Below are 11826 nucleotides of genomic sequence, written 5' to 3'. Positions count from 1 at the left end.
GCGACCGTGGCCGCGCCCGTTGTTGTTGTCAGAAGCTGAAATCGACCTTGGTCCAGAAGGTCCTGCCTGGCTCGTTCACCGGCTGTGGATCTGTGGCCGGGTAGCCGAACCCGGCGTTCCCGGCCAGGTTCAAGTGCTCGGCGTAGGTGTTGTCGAACAGGTTGTCGACCCCTGCGCTGAGCTTGAGGTTGTTGTTCACCTTGTAGGCACCATTGAGCGAGAACACACCAAAGCCCGCGCTCTTTTCGTAGTCCTTGCCGACCACGTTGCCTTGGTTCTCGGCGATGCGGTTTTGCGCGGCCACCAGCCGCCACAGCGCACCCACACTCCAGACGTCGCGGCTGTAGGTCAGGCCCAGGCGGCTTTCCAGGGGCGGCATTTGCGGTAGCGCTTTGCCATCACTGCTGTTCTTGCCCCAAGCGTAGGCCAGGGTAGCGTCGGCCTTCCAGTTTTCGCTGAGCTTGTAGGCCGCGCCCACTTCGCCGCCCATGATGCGGGCGTCGATGTTCTGGGCCTGGGACGTGCTCATGCCCATCATGCCGGTGCGGTAGTCGAACAGGATGTAGTCACGGATCTGCCCGACATAACCCGATGCCCAGGCTTCGAGGCGGGCGTCGCGGTACTGGATGCCGAAGTCGAGCTGGGTGGTCTTTTCTGGCTTGATGCCGTCGAAGGCGTTGGCTGCGCCGGCTGGCGCCAACTTGGGCGAGAACAGCTCCCAGTAGTCGGGGAAGCGCTGGGCGTGGCCGAGGCCGACGTAGGTGGTGGCGGGGATGGCCGCCAGGTCATGTTCGTAACGGACGAAACCGCTGGGCAGGGTGTCTGCGCGGGTGTCGCCTTCGGTGGCGCTGCCTTTGCGGAAGTCGCGGGCCGAGGCGCGGTCCAGGCGGGCGCCGGTGATCAGCCGGTCCTCGCCACTGACGTACCAGGTCAGCTCACTGAAGGCACCGTAGTTGTGGAAATCGGCATCCTTGGTCCAGGCCTGGCCTTTGTGCGCATCGACGCCCATGCCGCCGCGCTGGCGGTGCTCGTTGGTCTGCGCATCGATACCGCTGACCAGTTGCACGTCGGCCCAGCGCCAGGTCGCCTTGACCCTGGCGCCCATCGTGCGGCGGTCGACGTTGCTGACCATCGGCATGCCCATCATGCCGCTGCCCGAGGGCGTGCGCAGGCTGTAGTTGTCCATCACGTGGTCGGCGTAGTTGTAGTAGACCTGTGCCTCGACCTTGTCGAGCACCTCGCCGAGGTTGGACTTCTCGAAGCGCAGCCCAAGGCTTTCACGCTTGAACTGCGAGCCGTCCATGCCGCGCCCGGCATAGCGTGCTTCGCCATCGCCCTTGCCTGCGGTGAGTTCCAGCAGGGTGTCCTGGTCGGGGGTCCAGCCCAGGGTCACATCGCCGTTCCACTTGTCCCAGCGCGAGGGCACGGTGTCATCGTTGCCGTCGTGGTAGTCGTCGGAGCGCGACTGGTTGCCGACGAAGCGGGCGTAGGCCTGGCTGTTGCCTGCGGCGGCGTCCAGCACTTTGTCGAAGCGGCCATTGGAGCCGGCCAGGAGGCTTGCGTTGACGCGGCTGCCGAGGGTGCCGAACTGTTCGGGCTCACGCTCGAAGAGGATGGTGCCGGCCGAACCGCCAGGCCCCCAGATCACGCTTTGCGGGCCTTTGATCACGGTCAGGCGGTCGTAGGTTTCCGGCGAGATGTACGAGGTGGGGGCATCCATGCGGTTGGGGCAGGCGCCCAGCATGACGCCGCCATTGGTGAGGATGTTCAGGCGTGAACCGAACATGCCGCGCAATACCGGGTCGCCGTTGGTGCCGCCAGAGCGGATGGCCGAGAAGCCGGGGATGGTCTTGAGGTAGTCGGCCCCGTCGCTGGCCGGTACCGGCTGGCGAGGGTCTTTCGGGTTGGTGACCACGGTCAGCGGCGAGGTGGGCGCCACGGCAGTGATCACCGTCGGGCTCAACTCGGGTGCGTCGTGCGCGTGGTCAGCGTTGCCGAGGTCGCTGGCCAGGGCCACGGGCGCGAGCAGCGAACCGCACACGGCGGCGATGGCCCCACGCAGGGACAGGGCAAAAACAGGGGTGCAGCCGGACATAATGATTCCAGTCGATCAGTCATGAGTGGGCGCGAAGCCTCCTGGCTCCGTGCGAACAATGGTTTTTCAGACGCTGATCGAGGAAGGCGGTGCGCGGCTGCGCGCGCCAGGGAATACAGCCTGCCGGGCATGCCCCTGGTGCGTGGAGGCACTAAGGTGGGTGGTGGGTACTACGATGCTGGCACTGAGCGGGCTGAGGGTTTGTGGCAGTGCGGGGCAGTTGAACAGCAGGCTGCAGTACCCGCACTTTTCCCACATCACATGCAATTGGCCATCGTCACCGTGGCCGTGATGCGAGTCGGCGCCATGCTGATGCCCGGTGGGCATCGACATGTCCGTCGGCATGTTCATGCCAGCGTGGTGATCCATCGGCATCGACTGGGAAATCAGCGGGCCGATGAAGATCATCCACATGGCGAACAGGCTCAGCCAGCCGCCACCGACGCGCCTGCGTTCAGGGCGGGTGGTACGGCTGAGGCTGTTGCGCGGCAGGCTCATGGCGAGTGCCTGTCAGCTAATGGTCAGTGCGCGTGTTCGTGGGCCTGGGGCGTTCCCGAGGGCGCCTCTTTTTGCACGGCGACTTCGACGGTGACGTCACCGGCTTTTTCAAAATGCAGGGTCAGCGGGAAACGCTTGCCGTCGGTGAGCAGGCTGCGGTCTTTAGGCTGCATCAGCATTACGTGGTAGGCGCTGGGGGCGAAGGTCACCTCCTTGCCCGCGGGCACTACCACGTTGGGCACCTGCTGCATCTTCATGGTGCCGCTGGCGGTCATGGCGTGCTCGTGCAATTGGGCGTCGTCGCTGATGGGGCTGTCGACACTGAGCAGACGATCATCCGCTTGGCCATTGTTGTGCACGACGAAATAGGCGGCGACGTTGGGTGCGTTCGGTGGCAGTTGCAGCGACCAGGGGTGCGCGATGTGCAGGTCGCCCACGGTGTATTCATGGGCAGTGGCGAAGGCGCTGGGCAGCAGCAGGGCAGCCACGACGAGAGCGTGCTTGAGCATGGTGAGTCTCCGATCTGTTCAGGTTCAGGCAGACAGCGTGAGCAACTCAGACCAAAGGGGAGGCGCGGGGGTTGAGCGCGGGCCATAGCTGGCGCGGCGTGGGTTGGTAATCGGCAAGCTGCGGCGAGTGCCCGGCGTGCAGGGTCGGCGGGTTATGCAACTGCGGCGGGTAGCCCGGCAGGGCCAGCAGCGGGGCGGCACCGGAGCAACACCAGCAGTTCATCATGCTGGCGCTGTCATCGCTCTGCGGGCCGAGGTCGATCTTGGCCAGGGCCTGGACGTCGACCTTGGCCTTGTTGGCCATGCTGGAACAGAACGCCCCCCACAGCAACTGCTCGGCCGGGCCCTTGGGCGCGGCAGAGGACAGCGGCATGGCCAGCAGGTTGAACAGCACTGCTAGGCAGGCTATCCAGGCAATGTGCCGACGTGGGGGCATGGAGAGATCCGGTCAGGAATCGTGGTGGCTATTGTAAGGCGCAGTATAGGTAAAAAAGGTGGGGTGCGGTGAAGTGACGCAGTTGGCGGGGGTTTTTGGGGCTGCTCTGCAGCCCATTCGCGGGGCAAGCCCGCTCCCATAGAGTGTGGGAGCGGGCTTGCCCCGCGAATGGGCCGCAGAGCGGCCCCGGCATTCTCAAACCTTGTTGCGGCCCATCAAGCCGCGCACGGTTTCTTGCAGGTCGGCCGGCAGCACCACGACTTTGGCATTGTCGCTGCTGGCCAGGTTCTCCATCGCGCCGATGTACCGTTCGCCCAGCAAGTACATGGCCGGCACGGTCTCGTTACCCACCGCGTCCTTGACCAGCGAAATCGCCCGCGCCGAAGCCTCGGCCAGGTTGATTTGCGCCTCGGCGTCGAGCTTGGCCGATTGCAGGCGCGCTTCTGCCTCAAGGATCGCGGCCTGTTTGGCACCTTCGGCACGGGTCACGTCAGCTTTACGTTCACGCTCGGCGGCGGCCTGGCGCTCCATGGCCAGTTGCATGTTCTGTGACGGCTTGATGTCCTGGATTTCTACCGAACGCACAGTCACGCCCCAGTCTTCGGTCTGCTCGGACATCGCTTCGCGCAGGCGTGCCTTGATCTGCTCACGGCTGGACAGGGCCTCGTCCAGGTCCATGGCCCCGACGATGGCGCGCAGCGAGGTCATGGTCAGGCTGGTGACGGCGAAGGAGAAGTTCTGCACGCCGTAGGAGGCCTTCTGTGGGTCGACCACTTTGGCGAAGCACAGGGCATTGGCGACGATCACCGCGTTGTCTTTGGTGATGATTTCCTGCTCTTGCACATCGAGGATGATGTCTTTGGTGGGCAGGCGATAGGCGACCACGTCCACGTAAGGAATGACGATGTTCAGGCCGGGCTTGAGGGTGTTGTTGTAGCGGCCCAGGCGCTCGACGATCCACTCTTCGCCCTGAGGCACGATACGCACCCCCTTGAACACGGTGATCAGGACGAACAGGGCGAGGGCGCCCACGACGATAAGGCTGGTCATGATACGAACTTCCTTTTAGTACGGATTCAGGCCCGGATGACGCGGGCGGTGTTCCCTTCGATGGCGGTAAGGCGCACACGCTCGCCGGATGGGATGTCAGTGTCGGCGACGCAGGTCCATTCCTCGTTGCCGAGGATTGGCTTCTGGAAACGCACGCGGCCTTTCTGGAACTCGGAAACGCTGGCGGTGAGCAGGCCGACTTCGCCAATCACGCTGTCGGCTGTCCAGCGCACATCTGGCTTCTTGTTCCGAAACACCTTGAACCACAGCCCAGTAGTGATTGAAGAAAGCAGCACCCACAACAGCATCTGCATATCCAGTTGCAGGCTGGGCGCGGCGAGCGAGATGAGCGAAACCAGCACGGCGCCGATGCCGAACCAGAGAATGAAGAACGTGGGCAGGACCAGTTCGAGCAGGATCAGCGCGATACCGAAGACCAGCCAGATCCACCATTGCATGTCCATATGAATGAAGCCTTCTGGGGGAGAGGGCTGAAGTCTAAGGCAACGGAGGGAACAAAGGCCATTCGGGTGCGACCGAGTGAAACGGTGGCAAAGTCGATAGGACCTGTAGGAAAGCAGTACTAACCGTTACGCTGTCAGGGCGAAACGAGCCAGTCTTCAACCCTTAGACCGGGTACTCGTTGAAACTCGCGCACATTGTTAGTTACCAAAATTAAGCCAAGCGCTCGGGCATGCCCGGCAATCAGTTGGTCGTAAGGACCAATGGGGGTCCCTGATCTGGCCAATTCCGCACGAAGCTGGCCACTGTGCTCAGCCGCATGGCTATCGTAATCGAGTACTTCAAGGCGCGCGGCAAAGCCCTCGACCACCGAAAGATTGCGCTCAGGATGATCCGACTTCTCAGCGCCGTAGATCAGTTCCATCAAAGTAATTGTGCTGATCGCCAATTGGCCGTGATGGCGATTGAACGCTTCGCGGACGCGTTGCGGTTTATTCTTGATCGTGAAAATGCAGATATTGGTGTCGAGCAGGTACCTGAGCATTAAAAACCTTCACGTTCCTGGTCTGCAGGTTGGTCACGGGTGGCCATGTAATCCGCGCTTGCAGGCTCACTTTCGAACCAGCTGTCCCATGATTCACCAGCAGGTGTGATGATGCGCGTACGCCCAACTGCAACAATATCCACTCGGGTGATGCCATCGGGAAGTGCGACGGATTTTGGCAAGCGGATGGCCTGGCTGCGGTTGCTTTTGAAGACAGCACCTTGCTCCATGATGGGCCTCCTAGGGTAGCGACAATGTGTGACAGAAGTTTAGGTTGCATGGCGTATATGTCAATGGGATATACGTCATGACTAACGAGCAGTCAAAGCGTCAGCCTGGCAAGCAACGCGTCTGAGTGAATGAATGTCTCATCGACCACCGGCAGTTCCGGGCGCCGCAGGATCAATACTGGCACCCCTAGCTCCCGCGCCACGTCCAGCTTGGGCTCGGTCGCCACGCTGCCGCTGTTCTTGCTGATCAGTACGTCGATCTTGCGGCGCGCGAACAACACACGTTCGTCTTCGATTCGGAATGGCCCGCGTGCGCCGATCACCTCGCAACGTTCGTTACCGGGGCAGGCCTCCAGTGCGCGCAAGGTCCAGAACTGATCCGGCGGGATCTCTGCCAGGTGTTGCAGCGGCTCGCGGCCCAGCGTGAACAGCGGCCGCCGGAATGGCGCGAGCGCCTCGATCAGCCCCGCCCAGTCGTCCACTTCGCGCCAATCGTCACCCGGCTGTGCCTGCCAGGCGGGGCGGCGCAGCGCCCAGCAGGGGATACCTGCACGACGTGAAGCGATGGCGGCGTTGCGGCTGATCTGCGCGGCATAGGGGTGGGTGGCATCGATCAGCAGGGTAATGCCCGCCTCGCGCAGGTATTGGGCAAGGCCTTCAGCACCGCCATAGCCGCCGACGCGCACCTGGCAGGTCAGGTCCTGCGGTACGCGGCCGATGCCCGCCAGGCTGTAAACGTGCTGCGGGCCCAACTGGCGGGCGATGGCCAGGGACTCGGTGACGCCGCCCAGCAGCAGGATGCGCGCGCTCATTGAACACCTGCCTGGCCGACGATGCCGCCTTGGCGGTCGATGGCGAACACCTCTACCTGCACCTGCGGCGGCACCACGCTGCGGGCGAAGGCCAGCGCGTGCGCGCAGACGGCGTCGCCCAGGGCGATGCCTGCGGCATGCGCCAGTGCCAGGGCTTGCTGGCTGGTGTTGGCGGCGATGATCGCGGCCTGAAGGTTTGCGTCGGCGCCGATATCCGCCGCCCAGCCGGCCAGCTGCGGCAGGTCGATGCTTGAGTGGCGGCTGTGCAGGTCCATGTGCCCGGCCGCCAGCTTGCTGATCTTGCCGAACCCCCCGCACAGGCTCAGGCGCGGTACCGGCACCTTGCGCAGGTGCTTGAGCACGGCGCCGACGAAGTCGCCCATCTCGATCAGGGCGATTTCCGGCAGGCCGTAGACCCGGCGCATGGTGTCTTCGCTGGCGTTGCCGGTGCAGGCGGCGATGTGCGTGTAGCCGTTGGTGTGGGCCACGTCGATGCCCTGATGAATCGAGGCGATGTAGGCCGCGCAGGAAAACGGCCGGACGATGCCGCTGGTACCCAGAATCGACAGCCCGCCAAGGATGCCCAGGCGCGGGTTCATGGTCTTCAGTGCCAGCTGTTCACCGCCCTGAACATTGACCGTGACTTCGAAACCGCCGCGGTAGGCGCACTCGTCAGCCAGGCGTTGCAGGTGTTCGCCCATCATGCGCCGGGGCACTGGGTTGATCGCCGGTTCACCCACTGCCAGCACCAGCCCCGGGCGTGTCACGGTGCCGACGCCTTGGCCTGCGACGAAGCGGATGCCGGGCTCTGCCAGCAGGCGGACCTGGCTGAACAGCAGGGCACCATGGGTCACGTCCGGGTCGTCGCCGGCGTCCTTCAGCGTGCCGGCTTCGGCGCATTCGCCATCGCGGCGGCAGAACTCCAGGCGCATCTGCACGACCTTGCCCTTGGGCAGGGTGATGCTCACGGCGTCGCTGCAGACGCCGGTCAGCAGCAGGCGCGCCGCCGCGAGGCTGGTGGCGGTGGCGCAGCTGCCGGTGGTCAGGCCGCTGCGCAGGGGCGCGGGCTGCTCGTGGGTTTCTTCACGCATCGAGGGGCTTCACCACATCGAGCAAGGTGATTGGCAGTGCCTGGCGCCAGGTGTCGAACGTGCCCAGCGGCTGCGCATGGGCAACATGGATACGGGTCAGTTCACCCCCGTGTCGCTCGCGAAAGTGCGCCAGGGCCAGTTCGCTTTGCAGTGTAACCGCGTTGGCCACCAGTCGCCCGCCGGGGCGCAGCCGCTGCCAGCACAGGTCGAGCACGCCTTCACGCGTTACCCCGCCGCCAATGAAGACCGCGTCGGGCTGCTCGAGCCCTGCCAAGGCTTCAGGCGCCTTGCCACGGACCAGGTTCAGGCCGGGCACGCCCAGCGCATCGCGATTGTGTTCGATAAAGCCCTGGCGCCCTTCGTCGGCCTCGATGGCCAGCGCACGGCAGGCGGGGTGGGTGCGCATCCACTCGATGCCGATCGAGCCGCAACCGGCGCCCACGTCCCACAGCAGCTCGCCGGGCAGGGGGGCGAGGCGGGCCAGGGTGATGGCGCGGACATCGCGCTTGGTCAGCTGGCCGTCATGCTGGAAGGCGCTGTCCGGCAGCCCAGCGACCCTCGGCAGGCGGGGGGCATCGGGCGCGGCGAGGCATTCGATGGCCACCAAGTTGAGCGCTGCAACCTGGGTGTGAGGCCAGTCCTGGGCGGTGCCCGCCACTTCGCGTTCATCGGTGCCACCCAGGTGTTCGAACACGCGTAGGCGGCTCGGCCCGAAGCCACGCTCGCACAGTTGTGCGGCGATTGCCGCAGGGCTGTCGCCGTCGTTGCTCAGCACCAGCAGGCGAGCGCCGCTGTGCAGGTGCGCATTGAGCGCTGCCAGCGGCCGGGCGACCACCGACACCACCTGCACGTCCTGCAGCGGCCAGCCCAGGCGGGCGGCGGCCAGTGCACAGGAGGACGGCATCGACAGCACCCGCATCTCGCTGGCGGGCACCTGGCGCGCCAGGCTGGCGCCGACGCCGAAGAACATCGGGTCGCCGCTGGCCAGCACGCAGACCGGTTCGCCGCGCTGGGCGAGCACGGGCGCCAAAGAAAAAGGGGTTGGCCAAAGCAGCCGCTCGCCGACCACGCAGCGTGGCAGTAAAGCCAGTTGGCGCGGGCTGCCGAAGATCCGCGAAGCGCCCAGCAGGGCACGCCGGGCCTGCTTGCCAAGGCCATTGAAGCCGTCTTCGCCGATGCCTACTACTGTCAGCCAGGGTGCCATGTGTTTCAATCCGCCATTTCTGGGGCCGCTTCGCGCCCTTCGCGGGCAAGCCCGCTCCTACAGGCACAGCATGATCCCTGTAGGAGCGGGCTTGCCCGCGAAGGGGCGCGAAGCGGCCCCGGGTAAACGATAAGCTCGACCACCGGCTTTTCATGCCGCCGGACAAAGCAGGCATAATACCGCGCCTTCTACACTCAAGCGCACTTTCACAGATTGCCGGACACCCCTTTGAAGCAGGCCCATGCCCCCGACGTTTCACCTCGCCCCTCGGCCTGCCCGGGGTTGTGGCGCATCGTCAGTGCCCGTGATGGCGGCATTTGCCGCATCAAGCTGCCGGGTGGCCTGCTGCTGGCCGACCAGGCCGATGCCGTGGCCGAGGCCGCCGAGCGCTTTGCCGGTGGCGTGATCGAGGCAACCAACCGCGGCAACCTGCAGATTCGCGGTATTGGCAGCGACCACCAAGGCCTGATCGCCAGGCTGCTCGCGGCAGGCCTGGGCCCGCGCGAAGCCGCCGGTGACGATGTGCGCAACCTGATGCTCAGCCCGCTGGCCGGGCATGACCCTGCCATGTTGCTGGATGCCCGGCCGCTGGCGGGGCAGATCCTCGACCTGCTGGAAGGCACACCGCGGTTTCACCAGTTGTCGGCGAAGTTCGCTGTGCTCCTGGACGCCGGCGAAGGCCTGGCGATGCTTGAGCACCCGCATGACCTGTGGCTCTCGGCGCTGCTTATCGAGCAGCGGACGTGGCTGGCGTTTGGCCTGGCGGGCTGCCCCGCCGATGGCCAGGTGCTCGGGGCGGTGCCGGTGGAGCAGGGCCTGGCCCTGGTCCGTGCGGTGCTGGAGCGCTTCCTTGACCTGGCCGCGGTGGACCAGTCGCGCATGCGCCAGTTGCTTGAGTGCTGTTCGCCCGCATCGTTCGTCGAAGGGCTCGGCCTGGACATCCGCCGCGATGCCGCCGTGCTTGAATGGCGCCGCCCGACACGCCAACCCGAGTGGCTGGGTGTGTTGCCACAAGCTCACGGTCTCGCCCTGGGCGTTGCTCCGCCGCAGGGCCGCTTGACCCCCGAGATGCTGCGGGGGGCCGCGCGCATCGCCCGGCACCTGGGTGACGGCAGCCTGCGCCTGAGCCCTTGGCAAAGCCTGGTGCTGACCAATCTCGACCCGGACCAGATCACGCAAGCCCAGGGCGAGTTGTCCACGCTGGGCCTGCTGTGCCACAGCCACGAGCCACTGGCCCGCATCAGCGCCTGCACCGGCAGCAGTGGCTGCGCCAAGGCACAGGGCGAAACCAAGGCCGATGCCGTGGCCTTGGCCGCGCTGCTGGGCCCTGGCGTGCCGGGCAGCGTGCACCTGTCCGGGTGCCCCCGATCCTGCGCCGTGGCCCATGTTGCCCCGGCCACCTTGCTGGCCCGTTCACCGGGCCGTTACGACCTGTATGTGCGCGATGCGCGCCTGCCGGGCTTCGGCGCCCTGCGTGCCATCGACCTCACCTTGAACGAAGCAGGCGCCATGCTCGACCTGCCGACGGAGCACCTTGATGATTGACTACATCCGCGATGGTCAGGAGATCTATCGCAATTCCTTCCGGATCATCCGTGAGGAAGCCCGACTCGAGCGGATACCCGCAGACCTCGAAAAGCTCGCCGTGCGCGTGATCCATGCCTGTGGCATGGTCGAAGCCATCGACGGCCTGCAGTTCTCCGAAGGGGCCGGCCGCGCCGGCCGTGAAGCCCTGGCCAAGGGCGCACCTATCCTCTGCGATGCGCACATGGTCGCTGAAGGCATCACCCGCGCGCGCCTGCCCGCCGACAATAAAGTGGTCTGCACCTTGCGCGACCCGAGCGTGCCTGGCCTGGCCAAGGACGCCGGCAATACCCGTTCCGCCGTGGCCCTGGAGCTGTGGCGGCCGTACCTGGAAGGCAGCGTGGTGGTGATCGGCAACGCCCCGACCGCGCTGTTCTACCTGCTGGAGATGATCGACGCCGGCGCACCCAAGCCTGCGCTGATCCTCGGCTTCCCGGTCGGCTTCGTCGGTGCGGCCGAATCCAAGGCGATGCTCGCCGCCGACAGCCGTGGCGTGCCGTTCGTGATCATGCAAGGCCGCCTGGGCGGTAGCGCGATGGCCGCCGCCGCAGTCAACGCCCTTGCCACGGAGGTGGAATGATGGCGCCACGTGGACGTCTGCTCGGCCTGGGCGTAGGCCCCGGCGACCCTGAACTGATCACCGTCAAGGCGCTGCGCCTGTTGCGCGAGGCGCCGGTGGTTGGCTACTTCGTGGCCAAGGGCAAGCGCGGCAATGCGTTCGGCATCATCGAGGCGCACCTGCAGCCAGAGCAGACCTTGCTGCCGCTGGTCTACCCGGTCACCACCGAGGCCCTGCCGGCACCGCTGTCCTATGAACAGGTCATCAGCGACTTCTACGATGAAGCCAGCGTGCAGGTTGCCGAGCACCTGGACGCCGGCCGCGACGTCGCGGTGATCTGCGAGGGCGACCCGTTCTTCTACGGCTCCTACATGTACCTGCATGACCGCCTGGCGCAGCGCTATGAGGCTGAAGTGATTCCTGGCGTCTGCTCGATGCTCGGGGGCGCCTCGGTGCTCGGCGCGCCGTTGGTGTACCGCAACCAGAGCCTGTCAGTGCTGTCGGGCGTGCTGCCGGCCGAGGAGCTCAAGCGGCGCCTGACCGATGCCGACGCGGCGGTGATCATGAAACTGGGCCGCAACTTCCCCAAGGTGCGTGACGTGCTGGCCGAGCTGGGCCTGGACGAGCGTGCGCTGTATGTCGAGCGGGCGACCATGGCCAACCAGAAGATCGTGCCGCTGTCGGACGTCGACCCCCTGTCGTCGCCGTACTTCTCGCTGATCATCGTGCCGGGTGAAAAATGGCAGGGATGA

The 11826-nt window shown here is 65.5% G+C and carries 14 protein-coding genes; 3 read left to right on the top strand and 11 right to left on the bottom strand.

The features are described from left to right. Window positions 1-28: 28 nt before the first annotated feature. From AC5PZ0_RS18785 to cbiE, 11 genes are all read right to left on the bottom strand, one after another. Window positions 29-2095, bottom strand: coding sequence for a TonB-dependent copper receptor (locus AC5PZ0_RS18785; RefSeq protein ID WP_493855495.1), 2067 nt, complete (start codon window positions 2093-2095; stop codon window positions 29-31). A 66-nt stretch (window positions 2096-2161) separates the two neighbouring features. Then, a complete protein-coding gene (locus AC5PZ0_RS18780) occupies window positions 2162-2593 on the bottom strand; it encodes a DUF2946 domain-containing protein (protein WP_493855494.1) in 432 nt (143 codons plus the stop codon). A 23-nt stretch (window positions 2594-2616) separates the two neighbouring features. Further along, window positions 2617-3102, bottom strand: coding sequence for a copper chaperone PCu(A)C (locus tag AC5PZ0_RS18775; protein WP_027592577.1), 486 nt, complete (start codon window positions 3100-3102; stop codon window positions 2617-2619). 46 nt (window positions 3103-3148) lie between these two features. Continuing rightward, on the bottom strand, window positions 3149-3538 hold the full coding sequence (locus tag AC5PZ0_RS18770) for a DUF2946 domain-containing protein (RefSeq protein ID WP_099430555.1): 390 nt from the start codon (window positions 3536-3538) through the stop codon (window positions 3149-3151). A gap of 195 nt (window positions 3539-3733) precedes the next feature. Beyond that, window positions 3734-4588, bottom strand: coding sequence for an SPFH domain-containing protein (locus tag AC5PZ0_RS18765; RefSeq protein ID WP_027592579.1), 855 nt, complete (start codon window positions 4586-4588; stop codon window positions 3734-3736). 26 nt (window positions 4589-4614) lie between these two features. Continuing rightward, window positions 4615-5052 (bottom strand): NfeD family protein, encoded by a 438-nt coding sequence (locus AC5PZ0_RS18760; RefSeq protein WP_454242870.1) that lies wholly within the window; start codon window positions 5050-5052, stop codon window positions 4615-4617. A 134-nt stretch (window positions 5053-5186) separates the two neighbouring features. Continuing rightward, entirely contained in the window at window positions 5187-5594 is a 408-nt protein-coding gene (gene vapC / locus AC5PZ0_RS18755; RefSeq protein ID WP_027592581.1) for a type II toxin-antitoxin system tRNA(fMet)-specific endonuclease VapC, read from the bottom strand. Next, the gene (vapB, locus tag AC5PZ0_RS18750; protein ID WP_027592582.1) at window positions 5594-5824 is read right to left on the bottom strand and encodes a type II toxin-antitoxin system VapB family antitoxin; all 231 of its coding nucleotides are present in this window, start codon (window positions 5822-5824) and stop codon (window positions 5594-5596) included. Before vapB ends, vapC begins: the two co-directional genes overlap by 1 nt. A 92-nt stretch (window positions 5825-5916) precedes the next feature. Next, a complete protein-coding gene (locus tag AC5PZ0_RS18745; RefSeq protein WP_493855493.1) occupies window positions 5917-6636 on the bottom strand; it encodes a cobalt-precorrin-6A reductase in 720 nt (239 codons plus the stop codon). Further along, window positions 6633-7727: a cobalt-precorrin-5B (C(1))-methyltransferase gene (locus AC5PZ0_RS18740; protein WP_027592584.1), complete on the bottom strand. Its 1095-nt coding sequence runs from the start codon at window positions 7725-7727 to the stop codon at window positions 6633-6635. Before AC5PZ0_RS18740 ends, AC5PZ0_RS18745 begins: the two co-directional genes overlap by 4 nt. Further along, window positions 7720-8931 (bottom strand): precorrin-6y C5,15-methyltransferase (decarboxylating) subunit CbiE, encoded by a 1212-nt coding sequence (gene cbiE / locus AC5PZ0_RS18735; protein ID WP_493855492.1) that lies wholly within the window; start codon window positions 8929-8931, stop codon window positions 7720-7722. Before cbiE ends, AC5PZ0_RS18740 begins: the two co-directional genes overlap by 8 nt. Window positions 8932-9144: 213 nt before the next feature. Between cbiE and cobG the strand changes: the two genes are divergently transcribed. The 3 genes from cobG to AC5PZ0_RS18720 are packed head-to-tail and all read left to right on the top strand — an operon-like array spanning window position 9145 to window position 11826. Continuing rightward, a complete protein-coding gene (cobG, locus tag AC5PZ0_RS18730) occupies window positions 9145-10476 on the top strand; it encodes a precorrin-3B synthase (RefSeq protein WP_493855491.1) in 1332 nt (443 codons plus the stop codon). Next, window positions 10469-11095, top strand: coding sequence for a precorrin-8X methylmutase (locus AC5PZ0_RS18725; RefSeq protein ID WP_027592587.1), 627 nt, complete (start codon window positions 10469-10471; stop codon window positions 11093-11095). Before cobG ends, AC5PZ0_RS18725 begins: the two co-directional genes overlap by 8 nt. Beyond that, window positions 11092-11826, top strand: coding sequence for a precorrin-2 C(20)-methyltransferase (locus AC5PZ0_RS18720; RefSeq protein ID WP_493855490.1), 735 nt, complete (start codon window positions 11092-11094; stop codon window positions 11824-11826). Before AC5PZ0_RS18725 ends, AC5PZ0_RS18720 begins: the two co-directional genes overlap by 4 nt.

This window comes from Pseudomonas sp. 5.2 (genome assembly GCF_059025405.1).
The sequence above is the reverse complement of the archived record's forward strand: the minus strand, read 5'-3'. Positions and strand labels throughout refer to the sequence as shown.

What these genes read in the sequence shown, in the direction of transcription:
- AC5PZ0_RS18785 (WP_493855495.1), bottom strand. Translation starts at nt 2,095, where the DNA reads ATGTCCGGCTGCACCCCTGTTTTTGCCCTGTCCCTGCGTGGGGCCATC.
- AC5PZ0_RS18780 (WP_493855494.1), bottom strand. Translation starts at nt 2,593, where the DNA reads ATGAGCCTGCCGCGCAACAGCCTCAGCCGTACCACCCGCCCTGAACGC.
- AC5PZ0_RS18775 (WP_027592577.1), bottom strand. Translation starts at nt 3,102, where the DNA reads ATGCTCAAGCACGCTCTCGTCGTGGCTGCCCTGCTGCTGCCCAGCGCC.
- AC5PZ0_RS18770 (WP_099430555.1), bottom strand. Translation starts at nt 3,538, where the DNA reads ATGCCCCCACGTCGGCACATTGCCTGGATAGCCTGCCTAGCAGTGCTG.
- AC5PZ0_RS18765 (WP_027592579.1), bottom strand. Translation starts at nt 4,588, where the DNA reads ATGACCAGCCTTATCGTCGTGGGCGCCCTCGCCCTGTTCGTCCTGATC.
- AC5PZ0_RS18760 (WP_454242870.1), bottom strand. Translation starts at nt 5,052, where the DNA reads ATGGACATGCAATGGTGGATCTGGCTGGTCTTCGGTATCGCGCTGATC.
- vapC (WP_027592581.1), bottom strand. Translation starts at nt 5,594, where the DNA reads ATGCTCAGGTACCTGCTCGACACCAATATCTGCATTTTCACGATCAAG.
- vapB (WP_027592582.1), bottom strand. Translation starts at nt 5,824, where the DNA reads ATGGAGCAAGGTGCTGTCTTCAAAAGCAACCGCAGCCAGGCCATCCGC.
- AC5PZ0_RS18745 (WP_493855493.1), bottom strand. Translation starts at nt 6,636, where the DNA reads ATGAGCGCGCGCATCCTGCTGCTGGGCGGCGTCACCGAGTCCCTGGCC.
- AC5PZ0_RS18740 (WP_027592584.1), bottom strand. Translation starts at nt 7,727, where the DNA reads ATGCGTGAAGAAACCCACGAGCAGCCCGCGCCCCTGCGCAGCGGCCTG.
- cbiE (WP_493855492.1), bottom strand. Translation starts at nt 8,931, where the DNA reads ATGGCACCCTGGCTGACAGTAGTAGGCATCGGCGAAGACGGCTTCAAT.
- AC5PZ0_RS18725 (WP_027592587.1), top strand. Translation starts at nt 10,469, where the DNA reads ATGATTGACTACATCCGCGATGGTCAGGAGATCTATCGCAATTCCTTC.
- AC5PZ0_RS18720 (WP_493855490.1), top strand. Translation starts at nt 11,092, where the DNA reads ATGATGGCGCCACGTGGACGTCTGCTCGGCCTGGGCGTAGGCCCCGGC.